Origin of the sequence: Parasedimentitalea maritima (genome assembly GCF_005771405.1) — a bacterium.
In the GTDB taxonomy this organism is placed as follows: domain Bacteria; phylum Pseudomonadota; class Alphaproteobacteria; order Rhodobacterales; family Rhodobacteraceae; genus Parasedimentitalea; species Parasedimentitalea maritima.
In genome coordinates, this window is the sequence record NZ_VAUA01000001.1 from 687132 (window position 1) to 703370 (window position 16239).

15 protein-coding genes are annotated in these 16239 nt (G+C 54.0%); 10 read left to right on the forward strand and 5 right to left on the reverse strand.

What is annotated here, in order from left to right; all coding sequences use genetic code 11:
• Positions 1–32 precede the first annotated feature (32 nt).
• Positions 33–1145, reverse strand: a complete 1113-nt coding sequence (locus FEE96_RS03400; RefSeq protein WP_138161671.1) for an S-(hydroxymethyl)glutathione dehydrogenase/class III alcohol dehydrogenase — start codon at positions 1143–1145, stop codon at positions 33–35.
• A gap of 370 nt (positions 1146–1515) precedes the next feature.
• Between FEE96_RS03400 and FEE96_RS03405 the strand changes: the two genes are divergently transcribed.
• Both FEE96_RS03405 and cueR read left to right on the forward strand, forming a co-directional pair.
• Complete coding sequence (locus FEE96_RS03405; RefSeq protein ID WP_138161574.1) at positions 1516–4017, forward strand: heavy metal translocating P-type ATPase; 2502 nt, start codon at positions 1516–1518, stop codon at positions 4015–4017.
• 10 nt (positions 4018–4027) lie between these two features.
• Positions 4028–4429: a Cu(I)-responsive transcriptional regulator gene (cueR, locus tag FEE96_RS03410; RefSeq protein WP_138161575.1), complete on the forward strand. Its 402-nt coding sequence runs from the start codon at positions 4028–4030 to the stop codon at positions 4427–4429.
• A 70-nt stretch (positions 4430–4499) separates the two neighbouring features.
• On the opposite strand, the gene FEE96_RS03415 is transcribed toward cueR, so the two are convergent.
• Genes FEE96_RS03415 through pcaC form a run of 4 tightly spaced genes read right to left on the reverse strand, consistent with a single transcriptional unit; the run spans position 4500 to position 7095 of the window.
• Positions 4500–5330, reverse strand: coding sequence for a 3-oxoadipate:acetyl-CoA acetyltransferase (locus FEE96_RS03415; RefSeq protein WP_138161576.1), 831 nt, complete (start codon positions 5328–5330; stop codon positions 4500–4502).
• 11 nt (positions 5331–5341) lie between these two features.
• Positions 5342–5962, reverse strand: a complete 621-nt coding sequence (gene pcaG / locus FEE96_RS03420) for a protocatechuate 3,4-dioxygenase subunit alpha (RefSeq protein WP_138161577.1) — start codon at positions 5960–5962, stop codon at positions 5342–5344.
• On the reverse strand, positions 5962–6690 hold the full coding sequence (gene pcaH / locus FEE96_RS03425) for a protocatechuate 3,4-dioxygenase subunit beta (protein ID WP_138161578.1): 729 nt from the start codon (positions 6688–6690) through the stop codon (positions 5962–5964). The genes pcaG and pcaH overlap by 1 nt, the downstream gene beginning before the upstream one ends.
• A gap of 12 nt (positions 6691–6702) precedes the next feature.
• Entirely contained in the window at positions 6703–7095 is a 393-nt protein-coding gene (gene pcaC / locus FEE96_RS03430) for a 4-carboxymuconolactone decarboxylase (RefSeq protein WP_138161579.1), read from the reverse strand.
• Positions 7096–7184: 89 nt separating this feature from the next.
• On the opposite strand from pcaC, the gene pcaQ reads away from it, so the two are divergent.
• The 8 genes from pcaQ to FEE96_RS03470 all read left to right on the forward strand — a co-directional run bounded on the left by pcaQ (position 7185) and on the right by FEE96_RS03470 (position 16033).
• Positions 7185–8096, forward strand: a complete 912-nt coding sequence (gene pcaQ, locus FEE96_RS03435) for a pca operon transcription factor PcaQ (RefSeq protein ID WP_138161580.1) — start codon at positions 7185–7187, stop codon at positions 8094–8096.
• Positions 8097–8385: 289 nt separating this feature from the next.
• Positions 8386–9261: a branched-chain amino acid ABC transporter permease gene (locus FEE96_RS03440; protein ID WP_138161581.1), complete on the forward strand. Its 876-nt coding sequence runs from the start codon at positions 8386–8388 to the stop codon at positions 9259–9261.
• A gap of 4 nt (positions 9262–9265) precedes the next feature.
• Entirely contained in the window at positions 9266–10351 is a 1086-nt protein-coding gene (locus tag FEE96_RS03445; protein WP_138161582.1) for a branched-chain amino acid ABC transporter permease, read from the forward strand.
• On the forward strand, positions 10348–11115 hold the full coding sequence (locus tag FEE96_RS03450) for an ABC transporter ATP-binding protein (RefSeq protein WP_138161583.1): 768 nt from the start codon (positions 10348–10350) through the stop codon (positions 11113–11115). The genes FEE96_RS03445 and FEE96_RS03450 overlap by 4 nt, the downstream gene beginning before the upstream one ends.
• Complete coding sequence (locus tag FEE96_RS03455) at positions 11115–11888, forward strand: ABC transporter ATP-binding protein (RefSeq protein WP_138161584.1); 774 nt, start codon at positions 11115–11117, stop codon at positions 11886–11888. Before FEE96_RS03450 ends, FEE96_RS03455 begins: the two co-directional genes overlap by 1 nt.
• Before the next feature lie 10 nt (positions 11889–11898).
• Positions 11899–13785, forward strand: a complete 1887-nt coding sequence (locus FEE96_RS03460; protein WP_138161672.1) for an AMP-dependent synthetase/ligase — start codon at positions 11899–11901, stop codon at positions 13783–13785.
• A gap of 46 nt (positions 13786–13831) precedes the next feature.
• Positions 13832–14992: an ABC transporter substrate-binding protein gene (locus FEE96_RS03465; protein ID WP_138161585.1), complete on the forward strand. Its 1161-nt coding sequence runs from the start codon at positions 13832–13834 to the stop codon at positions 14990–14992.
• 123 nt (positions 14993–15115) lie between these two features.
• The gene (locus FEE96_RS03470; RefSeq protein ID WP_138161586.1) at positions 15116–16033 is read left to right on the forward strand and encodes an MBL fold metallo-hydrolase; all 918 of its coding nucleotides are present in this window, start codon (positions 15116–15118) and stop codon (positions 16031–16033) included.
• Positions 16034–16239 lie beyond the last annotated feature (206 nt).

The following is a 16239-nucleotide window of genomic DNA, read 5'->3' on the forward strand; positions in this document are numbered from 1 at the left end:
GTTCTACTAGGTCAAAAGTGGTGTGTTGGGGTTTAGAATTCTATTACTGCACGGATTGATTTTCCATCGTGCATCAGTTGGAACCCTTCGTTGATCTGGTCGAGTGTCAACTTATGCGTAATCATCGGGTCGATTTCGATCTTTCCATCCATGTACCAATCGACGATTTTGGGCACATCGGTACGTCCTGATGCACCGCCAAAGGCAGTTCCGCGCCAGGAACGACCAGTGACCAGCTGGAACGGGCGGGTCGAAATTTCGGCCCCGGCTGGTGCTACACCGATAATGATGCTTTCCCCCCAACCCTTATGGGAGGCCTCTAGCGCAGTGCGCATTACGTTGACATTGCCTGTGGCGTCAAAAGTGTAATCAGCGCCACCGCCGGTCAGTTCAACCAAATGTGCAACCAGGTCGCCACTTACATCCGCAGGATTGACGAAATCGGTCATGCCGAATTTCTTCGCCATTTCGACTTTACCAGCGTTTAGGTCAACGCCAACAATCTGATCCGCCCCGGCCAGACGCAACCCTTGGATCACGTTCAAACCAATGCCGCCAAGGCCAAACACAATGGCGGTTGAGCCGATTTCTACTTTGGCGGTGTTGATTACTGCGCCGATACCCGTGGTGACGCCACAACCGATGTAACAGATTTTGTCAAACGGAGCGTCCTTGCGGACTTTGGCCAGCGCGATTTCAGGCACAACGGTATGGTTCGCAAAAGTGGAGCAGCCCATGTAGTGATGGATTGGGGTGCCATCCAGCATCGAGAACCGTGTTGATCCATCGGGCAACAGTCCTTGTCCCTGGGTGGAGCGGATCGACTGGCACAGATTGGTTTTTGGGTTCAGGCAATAGTCACACTCGCGACATTCTGGCGTATATAGTGGGATTACATGATCACCAACTTCCAGGCTGGTCACGCCTTCGCCAACTTCAATCACTACGCCAGCACCTTCGTGGCCAAGGATCGCGGGGAATATACCTTCGGGGTCGTCACCTGAACGGGTGAATTCATCAGTATGGCACAAGCCTGTGGCCTTGATTTCAACCAGAACCTCACCAGCGCGAGGGCCCTCCAGATTGACCTCCATGACTTGCAATGGCTGACCAGGTGCAACAGCAACAGCGGCGCGCGTTCTCATCATCTTAAATTCCTTTGTTCTGTTGGTGCTGGACCAAGTGTTGTGATGGCGGTTAGCGATCGTTTTGGGGGAAGCAATGTTTGCCCAAAGCGTAACGAAGTGTTTTTCAAGACTTATCCAAGCTCACTATACCACGCAAGTTATCTAGCATTAGCGAGGGGTATCTCAGCTGCTATAATGCGACAAATAGCGATCAGTAGCGGCATCTGGGCCGTTGAATTGAACACAGCACATTATCTTGAATAGGCCGTTTCAAGCTGTCAGCAAGTTTTCTCGCATAGTTGGAAATTTTCTTCAATCGGCCCTTGACCTTCCTGTGACAGGAACCTCCATATGGCATAACATAGGAATGACTGCAGAAGGGTTTCCCATGTCCACCGCCACCCAAATCACATTACAACTGACCGGTCTTAGCTGTGCTAGCTGTGTAGGGCGCGCAGAACGTGCACTCGCCAGTGTCGATGGCGTTGTGTCGGCGTCGGTCAACCTCGCGACTGCCAGTGCGCAGGTCGAGGGAACGGCAGATCTGACACTTGTTGACATGACTCATGCCCTGTCTAAGGCTGGCTATCCAGCTGAAGAAGCACAGGCGGTATTGCAGATTGACGACCTCAGCTGTGCCTCTTGTGTTGGCCGTGCGGAGCGGGCTTTGCTGGCTGTTCCCGGTGTGCTGTCAGCGAATGTGAACCTGACAAGCCAAAGCGCCCAGGTCACCTACCTGACCGGGGTTACCAGAGCCGGTGATTTGGCGCAGGCCGTGACTGCCGTTGGATATCCGGCGCGCACCAATGAGGGAAAAGCTGACGAACAGGTCCAGACTGATCAACGCAGGGACGCCGAGATACGCCGACTTGGTCGCCAGGTTCTTTTGGCTGGGGTGCTGACACTGCCGGTTTTCCTTATCGAAATGGGCGGTCATCTCATCCCGGCGCTGCATCATTGGGTTTTGACTAACATCGGGATGCAAAACAGCTACCTGCTGCAATTTGTGCTGACCACTGCGGTCTTGGCTGGACCCGGTCGAGCGTTTTACACCAAAGGGTTCCCAGCGCTTCTGCGGGGGGCTCCAGACATGAACGCGCTGGTCGCGATTGGCACTGCAGCGGCTTATGGGTTCTCACTCGTCTCGACATTTGTGCCTGAATTGCTGCCCGTTGGGACCGCCAATGTCTACTACGAGGCCGCAGCGGTGATTGTGGTATTGATCCTGTTGGGGCGTTGGCTTGAGGCGCGCGCCAAAGGGCGCACAGGTGCTGCGATACGCAAGCTGGTGGGTTTGCAGGCGCAAACTGCACTCGTTGTCACTGATGGCGAAGTGATTGACACTCTGATCGAGCATATTGTTGTCGGAGACCTAATTCGCAGCCGTCCAGGAGAGCGGATCGCGGTGGACGGTAACGTTGTCTCGGGGAGCTCTTATGTTGATGAAAGCATGATCACAGGGGAACCCGTACCTGTGTCCAAATTCGTGGGAGAATTGGTGACCGGTGGAACTGTGAACGGCAATGGATCGCTTGAGTATCATGCAACGCGGGTCGGAAACGATACCATGCTGGCGCAGATCATTCGCATGGTAGAGCAGGCCCAGGGGGCCAAACTGCCGGTGCAGGGTATGGTTGACCGCATTACTCTGTGGTTTGTGCCGGCGGTGATGGCGGTGGCGGCTCTGACTATTCTGACTTGGCTGGTGTTTGGTCCTGACCCAGCACTCAGTTTTGCATTGGTTGCTGGGGTCTCGGTGCTGATCATTGCCTGTCCTTGTGCAATGGGGTTGGCCACGCCAACCTCGATCATGGTGGGGACGGGGCGCGCTGCTGAAATGGGCGTCCTGTTTCGCAAAGGCGATGCTTTGCAACAGTTGCAAGACGTAAAACTGGTGGCATTGGACAAGACCGGAACCCTGACCGAAGGACGTCCGACACTGACAGGGTTCACTACAGCAACAGGGTTCTCTCGCGCAGAATTATTGCCAATGATTGCTGCTGCCGAGGTTCATTCCGAACACCCCATCGCTCATGCGATTGTTGAGGCTGCGGGTGAGGATCTTCCCAAAGCGGATAGTGTTGAAGCAATCCCAGGTTATGGCCTGAGGGCCAAGGTTGACGGCCAGGAACTGCTGATCGGTGCTGACCGGTTGATGGCGCGTGAGGGTATTGAAACTGGAGTGCTGGCTGAAACTGGAGCTGAGTTGGCGAAGCGCGGTGATACCCCATTATACGCTGCTGTTGATGGTCAGATCGCCGCCGTTATTACGGTGGCCGATCCAGTCAAATCCGGCACGCGTGCCGCCATTTCAGCTTTTCATGATCAGGGGTTGAAGGTGGCGATGATCACTGGCGACAATGCGGTAACCGCTAAAACCATCGCTGCTGATTTGGGGATTGATGTGGTCAAGGCAGAATGCCTGCCGGCCAACAAAGTAGAGGCACTCAATGCGCTGCAATTTGAACACGGGCCGCTCGCCTTTGTCGGAGATGGTATCAACGACGCGCCTGCATTGGCCACGGCCGAGGTAGGCGTTGCCATAGGCACCGGAACAGATGTGGCAATCGAAGCGGCGGATGTCGTGTTGATGTCCGGGGATTTGCGTGGCGTGGTCAATGCACTAACCATCAGCCGCGCCACCATGCGCAATATCCACCAGAACCTGACCTGGGCCTTTGGCTATAACGTACTGTTGATACCTGTGGCTGCGGGAGGGCTATACCCATTTGGAGGGCCACTTCTGTCACCGGCTTTGGCCGCAGGGGCGATGGCCTTGTCCAGCGTCTTTGTCCTTAGCAACGCTCTGCGCCTTCGACGTCTGAAACCGTCATTGAATGAAACCGATGCCACCCAAGAAATCGGGCTGGCCACCAGCCCGGCAGAATAGGACGCACATTATGAATATCGGAGACGTTTCCGCTCGCTCTGGCTTGCCTGCCAAGACTATCCGCTACTATGAGGATATTGGCCTGATCAAGCCCCTGCGTTCGGCCAATGGCTACCGCAGTTTTGTTGCCGCTGATCTGCACAAGTTGGCTTTTCTTGGACGGGCGAGGGCGCTGGGGTTCACGATAGAGGACTGTCGTACGCTGATGGCCCTGTATCACGATGAAAGCCGAGCCAGTGCCGATGTTAAACATCTTGCTCAGGAGCACTTGGCCAAGATTGAAGCCAAAATCAGCGACCTGCAGATGATGCACAATGCCTTGACGGAGTTGGTGGAGTGCTGTGCAGGGGATGATCGTCCCGACTGCCCGATATTAAGCGATCTATCTGGGATCAGTTCCGGGATGACCTGACTGATTGGTACTTTAGGCCGAAGAGTAAATCCAACTTCGGCCGCCAATGATCCATTGGCGGCCGTTTGTCTTAGGCGGCGCGCAGACCAAGGATCTCGCGCGCTTGGCGCCAATTGGCCACTGGGCGCTCATACTTTTCACACAGTTCAGCAGCACGCGCGACCAGTGCGGCGTTCGAAGGTGCCAAGGTTTCGCGGTTCAGGCGCATGTTGTCTTCCAGCCCAGTCCGGGTGTGGCCGCCGGCGGCAATGGCCCACTCGTTGACCTGGATTTGACCCGGCCCAACACCTGCGCCGCACCACTGGGCCTCGGGGGCAAGACGTTGCATGGTCTTGACGTAATAATCGAATACATCCTTATCGACGGGCATGGCGTTTTTAACACCCATGACAAACTGCACGTATAGGGTGCCCGCTATGCGCCCTTCACGGTTCATTTTCACCGCCTGGTGGATATGGGACAGGTCAAAGGCCTCGACCTCTGGCTTGACCTCATAAGTGCGCATCTCCGAGGCAAGCCAGTCCACCAGATCAGGTGAGTTTTCGTAAACCCGTGTAGGGAAATTGTTAGACCCTACTGACAATGACGCCATGTCGGGACGCAGGGACAACATGCCGCCACGGTCCTTGCCTGCACCAGATCGTCCACCAGTAGACAGCTGCACAATCATGCCAGGGCAGTGGGTGTTCAATCCCTCTAGCAAACGGCCAAACTTCTCGGGGTCCGACGTTGGTGTCTCGTCATCGTTGCGCACGTGACAATGCGCAATTGAGGCACCAGCTTCGAAAGCTTCATGAGTGCTTTCGATTTGTTCAGCTACGGTGATCGGCACCGCCGGGTTGTTTTCCTTGCGCGGAACCGAGCCGGTAATCGCGACGCAGATAATGCAGGGGGTACTCATTTAGAAAGTCCTCAGATGTCAAAAAATACGGTTTCATTGTCGCCTTGCAGGCAGATATCAAAACGATAAACGGTAGCACCATCGCGTTCCACGCGTTGTGCGATCAGTGTTTTCCTACGTCGTTCCCATTCAATCAGATTGATCACAGGATCAGCGGAGTTCGCCTCTTCCTCGTCCGAGAAATACAATCGAGTGTTCAGGCCAACATTGATGCCCCGTGCCACAATCCACAAGTTAATATGTGGCGCCATCATCTGCCCGTTGCGACCCATCACAGGGCCGGGTTTGATCGTGTCAAAACCCCATTCACCCGTTTCGAAATTAGTGATCACCCGCCCCCAACCGCGGAACCCGTCTTCGACATCGCCCGGATGTTCGGGGTGGGCATAGGAGCCTGCGGCATTGGCTTGCCAAGCTTCCAGCATCACATCTTTGACGGGCGAACCGATACCGTCGATGACCAGTCCCTCAACCCGGATACGTTCGCCGCTGGCATTGGGGCCAGAAATGTCGGTGCCAAGTTCCTGGTTATAGATATCAAAGCCGGCGGCCCCCGGGGCCAAGCCGATGTGAACAAAAGGCCCAGCGGTTTGCGAAGGCGTTTCTTTCAGGTAGTTCAGTTTCTGTTTCATCAGTTGCCCTCCAAACGGTTTTCAAACAACGTGGAGCGGCGGCCCCGCAATACGATATCGAATTTATAGGCGAGGGTATCCAGCGGGATGCTTGCGTTCATATCCAGCGCTGCAATCAACTGCTGGACAGCGTCGGGATCAGGAATGGTTTTGACAATTGGGCATTGATCAATCAAAGGGTCGCCTTCGAAATATAGCTGTGTGATTAATCTCTGGGCAAAGCCAGTTCCGAATACCGAAATATGAATATGCGCCGGACGCCAGTTGTTAACCCAATTGCGCCAAGGATAGGCGCCGGGTTTGACTGTGCGGAAGTAGTAGTAACCGTCGCTATCCGTCATGGTGCGGCCGCAGCCGCCAAAATTGGGGTCCATCGACCCCAGATAAGCATCCTTTTTGTGGCGGTACTTGCCGCTGGCATTGGCCTGCCAAATCTCAACCAAGGTGTTTGGAACTGGACGCGCGTTTTCATCCAGGACTCGGCCATGCACAATGATACGCTCACCGACTGGGGCCTGCCCGGGTTGAGCGTAATTGGTCAGCAGATCGTTGTCGGTCGGAGCAAAATCGTTGTGACCAAACACCGGGCCAGTAATCTCACTGGCGGTGTTTTCTAAACTGATCAGCGGGTATTGTGGCGAGCGTGCCACCGAAGTCTTATAGTTGCGATCTAATGCTGGCGGATGCCATTCACGGTCGCGTTGATAGAATTCAGCTGGTTTTTTCATCTTGGGGTCTCCTCAGTCGGCGGCTTGCTCAGCTTCCATTTCGGCATAGGTCTGTTTGGCCAGCTTCAGCGCGTGGTTGGCGCGCGGTACGCCTGCGTAAATAGCGACATGCTGGAACGCCTCGATGACGTCCTGTTTGCTTGCGCCAGTTCGGGCTGTGGCGCGAATATGCATTGGGATCTCGTCAAAGTTACCTAGCGCAGCGAGCAGGGCCAGAGTTAGCATTGACCGTTCACGTTGGCTGATACCTTCGCTGGACCAGACTGTGCCCCAGGCACCTTCTGTAATAAGATTTTGAAAATCCTCGTCAAAGGGTGTCTTTGCCGCTTCTGCGCGATCAACGTGTTCGTTGCCCAATACAGCGCGGCGTACTTTCATCCCTTGATCGTAACGAGAATTGCTCATCTGCCATTCCTTTTCCTTTTCCTTAGTATCGCATATCAAAATTGACCTGTATAATGTGAATTATTGGATCTTTTTATATCGGAAATGATATGCGTTTGTCGGATCATCTCAAGCTGCGGCACCTGGAAGTCTTCGTTGAGGTTGCTCGCAAGTCTAGTGTTACCCAAGCAGCTGACGCACTGGGATTGACCCAACCCGCCGTAACCCGCGCCTTACGTGAGCTTGAAATGGTTTGCGGCAAGAAACTGGTCGAAAAACATGGTCGCGGTATCCGATTGTCGGCCTATGGCGAGATGTTTCGCGATCCTGCCGGGCGCAGTCTGGCGCTGGCTCGTGACGGGGTTTCGATGCTGCAGGGACTGAGCGAGGCTGAAGGCCCAAAAGTGGCGATCGGTGCCTTGCCGACGGTATCAGCTACAGTTGTACCTGATGCGTTGGCGCAATTGCGAGAGGAAGGCAGTCATAGTCGGTTCTCTGTGATGAGTGGCGACAATCAATACCTGCTGGATCAGCTTCGGCGGGGTTTTTTGGATGTCGTTGTTGGGCGGCTTCCTGCGCCGGAACATATGGCAGGGGTGGATTTTGATCCCCTATTTCGCGAGCGCGTGGTGGCGGTGGTGGCGGCAGACCATCCGTTAACACAATTCAGCCGATTGCCGGACATGGCGTTTCAGGATTTCCCTGTTTTGATGCCCAATCAAGGATCGATTATTCGACCCTATGTTGATCGGATGCTCTTGGAACAAGGTATCCTACCTCCCCGTTTTCCAATTGAAACGGTGTCCTCGACATTCTGTCGGCGGTTTACGCTGGCGCATAAGGGGGTTTGGATTATCAGTCATGGCGTGGTGCGGGCTGAACTGGAGGCAGGGGTGTTGAGCCACCTACCCATCAACACCGGTAGCACGCTTGGCCCCGTTGGCCTGTGCATTCGAAGTGAACACCAGTTGTCTCCTGCAGCTCAGCGGTTCTGCGATACCTTGCGAGAGCTTTGTGGATGATGGGTTTGGCAAGGTTGCTGCAAATATACGGCTGGTTGTTTCGCTTTACGTAACGTAGCGTAAAAAGAGCTTTGAGTTTTTGGGTAACCGCTGGAAGCTTACAAAAATAACATTGTTTCGATGAATTTACTACGATCTGTTGGATGAAGCGGCTGCAACTGGGTTGGTTTGCCTGAATTTTTGCTCTTGGGTCTTGCACTTATGAAGGGAGCCTAAATTCTAAGCGCGGGGATATTCACCCGGCAAAGCCCAGATGAAATACTGCTTTTGAAAAGTAGGGGAGGGCACATTGGAAGTTTTGCAGCTGCTTGTCAGTGGTCTTGCGAATGGCTGTGTGTATGGTCTGATCGCACTTGGGTTTGTGTTGATTTACAAAGCTACAGAAGCGGTGAACTTTGCTCAGGGCGATTTTATGATGCTGGGGGCATTTGTGACCCTGGGCCTGACCAATGCTGAACATATGAACTTGCCGTTCTGGGTGGCCGCGCCGCTGGCTATCTTGGTCATGGCGGTGCTGGGCTATCTGCTGGATTTCTTTGTGCTGCGGCGGTTGTTTGGGCAGAGCCAGACTGCGGTGGTGATCCTGACAATCGCGCTGGGCTTTGTAATCCGCTTTGTTGCCGGAGTGATCTGGGGGCACGAACCACAGACGTTGGAAAGCCCATTGAGCATTGGAGACATCAACATTGGCGGTGTGGTGCTTGGGATGGCGGATGTCGCAGTGATCGTGGTGACGGTGTTGCTAACACTTTTTTTGTATCAGTTTTTTCAGCGTACCAAGTTGGGTTTGGCGATGCAGGCTGCCAGTCAAAATCAAATGGCGGCTTACTACATGGGTATCCCGGTGAAGCGTGTGCAGGGGCTGATTTGGGGGCTGTCTGGCGCTACGGCAGCAATCGCGGGCATTTTGTTCGCCTCAAAAGGAGCGATCGATCCCAATGCAGGTTTATTGGGGATCAAGGCTTTTGCTGCGGCGGTGATAGGTGGCTTTGGATCGCTGCCCGGGGCGCTTGTTGGGGGGCTAATTGTTGGAGTGATTGAACCCTTTGCCTCGCGCTATTTTGCGGCTGGGTATTCGCAAATCGCGCCTTACGTTTTGTTGTTGCTGGTTCTGGTGTTCCGGCCCAATGGGCTGTTTAGTCAGGTCCGGGTCAAAAAGGTCTGATCCCATGCGTATCCTGTTTAAAACCTCGTACAACGATGACATCCGCCTGTTCCCGGATCGCTGGACCTTGGCAGTTTATGCAGCATTGCTGGCACTGGCTGTTTTGTTGCCGATGCTGCTGGACGAGTTCTACATTGGCGAGGTCACTAATGTGCTGATCTGGGCTGTCGCAGGGCTTGGTCTGATGCTTCTGACTGGCCAGACCGGCCAAGTTAGCTTGGGCCATGCGGCATTTCTGGCGATTGGCTGCTACACAAACACCATTCTGATCGAAGCGGGCCTGCCGTTTATTGTGGCATTTCCACTTGCCGGAGTGATCACCGGTATCGTAGGCGGGATTATCGCTATTCCGGCGCTGAGGCTGCATGGGATCTATTTGGCGATTGCCACCATTGCTCTGTCGATCCTGGCAGATGACATCATTGTACTGTTAGATCCCTGGACTGGCGGTGTGTCTGGTAAATTTCCCGCTGTGATCACCATATTCGGTCTCGAGATTGAGCGTTGGACGATGCCTGTACGATTTTACTACCTCGTGCTGGTGGTGACGATGATTTGCACGCTGTTCTACCGCAACTTGTTGCGGGCACCATTGGGCCGGGCCTTTGCGGCGGTGCGGGACAGCGAGGTTTCAGCGACAGCGATGGGCGTGCATATTGCGCGGACCAAGGTCAAGGCTTTTGGCCTGTCCTGCATGATCACAGGCTGGGCCGGGACATTGATGGGCTATTACGCGGGGGCCTTCAACAACGAGACCTTCTCGCTGGTGATATCAATCACCCTGTTGATGATGATTGTGATTGGCGGGTTGGGGTCTATCCACGGCGCGTTCTTTGGCGCGGTGGTGGTGGCGTTTCTCCCGCAAGCTTTGTCGATTGCGAAAGGTGCCATGATCGGCGGTAGCGTCGCTATTCCGGGGCTTGAGACTGGCGTATTCGGGCTGATTTTGATCCTGTTCATTCTGTTTGAACCGATGGGGCTTTATGGCCGTTGGCTGAAAATCCGCACCTGGTTTGAACTGTTCCCATTTGCTCGCAAGGACATGTTCCGGCGCCAGAAAAGCTATCTGAAAACGGAGCGCCTGCGATGAGTCTGTTGGAGATCAAGGAGGCGACGCTGAAGTTTGGCGGCGTGGTGGCGGTGAACAACTTAAGTCTGTCGGTCGAGGAAGGCGAGGTCTATGCCATCGTCGGGCCAAACGGGGCGGGAAAATCCACAGTATTCAACCTGATCTCGCGATTTTATCAGCCGTTTTCGGGCAGTATCACCTTTGACGGACAGAACCTGCTGGATCGGGCGCCGGATCAGGTGGCGGACTTGGGTATCGCGCGGACGTTTCAGAATATTGAACTGTTTGACCATGCCACTGTGTTACAGAATCTTCTGGTGGGGCGGCACCGGCACCGCAAAACATCGCTGGTTGAAGAACTGTTCTTTGCCCCACGCGTGCGGCGCGAAGAGATCGCACATCGCGAGGCGGTGGAGGAGGTGGTCGACTTTCTGGATCTGCAGCCTTATCGCGATAAGATGATTGCGGGTCTGCCTTACGGGGTGCGCAAGGTGGTTGAGCTGGGGCGTGCATTGGCAACAGGACCGAAACTACTTCTGTTGGATGAGCCCGCCTCGGGGCTTTCGGTTGAGGAAACGCAGGACATGCGCTGGTGGATTGATGATATCCGCAAGCAGATGGGTATCACCGTGCTGATGGTCGAGCATGACATGGGGTTGGTGTCTTCGGTTAGCGATCGGGTTCTTGCACTGGCGGATGGCGCCAAACTGGCCGAAGGCACTCCCGCTGAGGTACAGGCTGACCCTGCCGTGATCGAGGCCTATCTGGGTGTGGGGGCAGTGTGATGGGCGATGCGCTGCTTGAGATCAAAAATCTTGAGAGTTTCTACGGGCCGATTATGGCCATTCGCGGCGTGTCGTTGAAGGTTGAGAAAGGCCAGATCGTGACGGTTCTGGGCGCCAACGGCGCCGGTAAATCGACCCTGTTAAAGACAATATCGGGCATCATGGAACCTGAAAAGGGGCAGGTGCTATTCAAGGGTCGGGAGATCCAGGGGCAGGAGCCGCATCGCATAGTGCAGCATGGGATTGTGCATGTTCCCGAGGGGCGTGAAGTGTTTCCACTGTTGACGGTGGACGAGAACCTGGCACTGGGCGCCTATACTCGCAATGACAAGGTTGGGGTGCAACGCGACCGCGAAATGGTTTTCGACTATTTCCCAATTCTGGCCGAGCGGCGCGGGCAAGAGGCGGGTACGTTGTCGGGGGGGCAGCAACAGATGTTGGCGATTGGCCGTGGGCTGATGCTGAGCCCTGAAATAATGCTGTTAGATGAACCCTCGCTTGGTTTGTCACCGCTGCTTGTGCAGGAAATTTTTGCGATTCTGCGAAGACTGAACGCTGAAGAGAAAGTGACCATGGTGCTGGTCGAGCAAAATGCTCGCATCGCTTTAGATCTGGCTAACGTTGGTTATGTGATGGAGATCGGGCGGATTGTAATGGACGGAACCGCAGAACGATTGATGCAGAGTGAGGACATCAAGGCGTTCTACCTGGGCCACCAAGAAGCGGGTCAGCGTGGTGAGCGACGCTGGAAGCGTAAGAAAACATGGCGGTAGAGAGCGCATGATGGATATGCATAAGGCTCCACATCCTCAGGTAACGCTGAATGGTGTGTCTTATAATGCCACTCCGGGGGTACGCCCCGTTCGGGTGGATGGCTGTGACACCATTGCAAAACTATTCGCGCGGCGCTGCTCTGAGCTGGGTGGCCAGACTGCACACAGGGAAAAGGACATGGGCATTTGGAAGGCCTGTTCCTGGACCGATTACTGGACACATGCCAAATGGCTTGGTCTAGGTCTGCGTGCTCTGGGATTGCAGCGCGGAGAAGTGGTGTCCATTCTGAGCGAAGACCGCAAGGAATGGCTCTATGCTGACATGGGTATTCAAGGTGTGGGTGGGATAGCTTCAGGGGTCTACACCACAGATTCCGCTGCGCAGTTGGCCTATATTTTGAACAACAGTGAAAGCCGTGTCTTATTCGTTGAAGATGACGAACAACTGGATAAGTTTCTGGAAATTCAAGATGAGGTGCCAGGGCTGGCCAGGGTGGTTATCTTTGAACGTGAGGGCTTGCATGACCTGAACCACAGCAAGTGCTTATTTATCGAAGATCTGTATGAAGTTGGTCGGGCCTTTGAAGCTGAAAATCCGGGATGTTTCAGAGATGAGATTGCCAAGTCTCAACCTGATGATACGGCTCTTTTGATCTACACGTCGGGTACCACTGGCCAGCCCAAAGGGGCGATGCTAAGCCATGAAAATATACTGTGCACCATGGAGGCGAGCGCGCGCGCGTTGACTTCCATGCGAAGCGATGAGTTGCTGTGCTTTCTGCCGTTATGCCACATTCTTGAACGAAATGTGTCGGTATATCTGCCGCTTGCCGCCTCTTGTACGGTGAACTTTGCCGAAAGTCCGGAAACGGTATTCGACAACCTGAGTGAAGTCTCTCCTTCGACGTTTTTTGCAGTTCCTCGGGTTTGGGAGAAGATCTATTCCAAGGTGATGGTGCTGACGCAGGAGGCCACTCCGGTAGGGCGCTGGGCATTTAATCAGGCCATCAAAGCGGGTAGGGCGCGTGCTGATTATTTGATGCAAAACCTGCCTGTACCTGGAAGGGTGGCCGCACGCTACTTGTTTTGGGATATGCTGGTTCTTCGGAATCTGCGCAGAATGTTGGGTATGGACCGGATGCGCCGCGGTGGCTCTGGGGCCGCGCCGATTTCACCCGAATTGCTGAAATGGTACTGGTCGATTGGTGTCCGGCTCGTCGAAGGATATGGTATGACTGAGAACGCGGGATTGACAGCGGTCAATACCGTCGAGGCGAACCGTTTGGGCTCGGTTGGACAGCCAGCTCCTGGCATCACAATACGCATTGCTGACGATGGAGAGATCCAAACGCTAGGTTTGAACAATTTTCAGGGCTATTGGCACAACGCTGAAAAGACTGCCGAAACATATACCAGCGGTGATTGGCTGCGGACAGGTGATGTCGGGCAGCTGGATCAAGATGGGTATTTGACGATCACTGGTCGTATCAAGGACATCATTATCACTACTGGGGGCAAGAATATTACCCCCGCCGAGATCGAAAGCCGTTTGAAATTCAGCCACTACATATCTGATGCAGTGGTCATTGGTGATCAGCGCAAATATTTGAGCTGTCTGATTATGATTGATCAGGAAAACGTGGAAAAATTTGCTCAGGATCATAAGATACCATTCAGCGATTTTGCATCGCTCTGTGCCGCGCAGGAAGTTGTAGCGTTGATCGAGGGTGAGGTCGAAACCGTAAACCACGAATTTGCCCGGGTGGAGCAGATTAAACAATTCCGCCTGATCAATGTGCTGCTGACAGCTGAAGACGATGAGCTGACAGCCACCATGAAGTTGAAACGCAATCTGGTGGAGCAGAAACACAAGGCATTGATCGATCAAATGTATTGAGGTGCGGTTTCCCCGCACGAGGACGATATCATAGGGAGAACTTTGAATGACTAAAGTGACATCCGTACTGACGGTAGCGGCACTGGCCGTTGGAGTTGGGTTTTCCGCTTATGCAGATACTCAAGGGGTCAGCGACACCGAGGTGGTTATTGGCTCGGTCAACGATCTGAGTGGCATTTTTGCAGCCGTCGGCGTTCCGGCTGTGAACGGTGCCAATCTGCGTTTTGATGAAATCAATGCGGCCGGTGGTGTGCATGGCCGTCAGATCCGTTTTGTGGTCGAGGACAACGGCTATCAGATCCCACGCGCGATGCAGGGCTATAACAAACTACTGAACCGCGACAAGGTGTTTGCCATGTTGCTGTCGCTGGGCACGCCGATGAACACGGCAGGGTTCAAATTGCTGGACCCCAAGGGCATCCCAAACATCAGCCCATTGTCTGCCTCTGTACAGATGCTGCAGGAACCGGCAAACAACAAGTTCACCGGGTTTTCCAGCTATTGGGATCAGGTGCAGGCAGGGGTTCGCTATCTGGCAGGTGAGTACGACTCTAAAGAGGTCTGTTCGATGTATATCCCATCAGATTTCGGCAAAGAGATTTCGGATAGCACCAAGGCTATTACAAGTTCACTAGGGCTGAGTTTTGCTGCCGAGACGACGCATAAGCCGGATGAGCTGGACTTTGTTGGCTCACTCACCAAGTTGAAGTCTGCGGGCTGCGATATCGTGACCATGGCACTGGGTGTGCGTCAGGGGATCACCGTGGTTGGCACTGCTAAGAAACTCGGCTGGACGGACGTTAAATTCCTCAATACCTCAGCTGGTTTTCTCGGCGTGGTGGCAGCCGTTCCCGGTGGCGTGACAGAGGGGCTCTATGCTTCGGCAGGATGGGTTGATCTGACAGCGCGCGCCGATGACGAGGTCCCTGCCAAGTTCATGGCCGACTACAATGCCAAATTTGACAAACCGGCGAGTGGATTTTCCATGCTGGGATACACTGCCGCTGATACTCTGGTCCGCGCGCTTGAAGCCGCAGGCCCGGACCTGACCCAAGAGGCATTTCTGGCGGGCATGGAAAGTCTAAGCTATTTTGATGCGCTGACCGATACCGACATCACTTATTCGGCGGACGATCACCGTGGCACTGATGATATCGTGATTTCAGTGGTCGAAAATGGCATGTGGAGAGAACTGAGCCGTCAGTAACCGAGAGTACTGATTGGTTGATGGTCGGGCTCAGTGCCCGGCCATTTTTTGTTGGCCTTACTGTCTTATTCATGTATCTGAATGTGAGTTTACATCGGCTAATTGAATACGAAGGGCAGAGGTATGACAGTCACACGGCGCAGATTATTGCAGGGAATGGGGGCCGGTCTGGCCCTTGCGGGATCGCGAAGCTGGGCCAGTACCGAGCTGAACTTTGGGCCAAAGCGTCTGCAGACCCTGTCGGACGGGCATCTGTCGCTGCCGGGCGAGTTTATTTTTGGACCGATGGATAAGCCTGATCTGACCTCTGTTTTGGCTGATTTTGGCATGACATCCAGCGATCAGCTGACCCCTGACATCAACGTAACGCTGATGCAGGATGGCGACAACCTGGTGTTGTTCGATGTCGGCTCCGGGCCTGATTTTCAGTCAGGAGCTGGTCAACTGGTTGAGGCCCTAGAGGCCGCCGGAGTGGCCCCCGAAGATGTGACCCATGTGCTGTTCACACATTGCCACCCTGATCACCTCTGGGGGGTGTTGGACGATTTTGATGACCCTCTGTTTTCTGAGGCTCAGCATTTGATGGGGCAAGGGGAGTGGGACTATTGGTTCGATCCGGAAACGGTTCACACCATTGCTTCCAACCGCACTAGTCAGGCTGTTGGAGCCCGGCGTAGAATGGAAATTATAAAAGAGCAGATAACCCTATTTGGCGACGGTGAGGAAATTTTGCCAGGTGTCGCTGCTCGTGCCAGCTTTGGTCATTCACCTGGGCATATGTCGTTTGAGGTCCGCGATGGCAACAACAGCGTCATGATACTGGGGGATGCGGTAAACAATCACCATATTAGTTTTGCCCGACCGGGGTGGGAAACTGGCGCTGATCAGGATTCTGAAACTGCTGCTAAAACCCGAATGGCGCTCCTAGATCAGATCAGCCATGAGAAAATGACACTGATTGGGTACCACTTGCCCGAGGGTGGTATTGGGTACGCCGAGAACTCAGGCGAAGGATATCGTTTTGTACCCGCTAGCGGGTAGACCTGCGTATCTGCTAAGTGCAAGCGGCGGTAATCGTACTTCTTCAGCAGAGCCATTCTTGGTCGCCAAGTTTCGCTAACTGCCAAGAGAAGTCGCTAACTTGGTGACATTCCATTGAGCTGAAATTTCCTAAGGTTGAACACTTAATACACCTATTGGTGTATTAAGTGTGTTGATCTATCGGTGTGTTTATTATCTACTGGTCG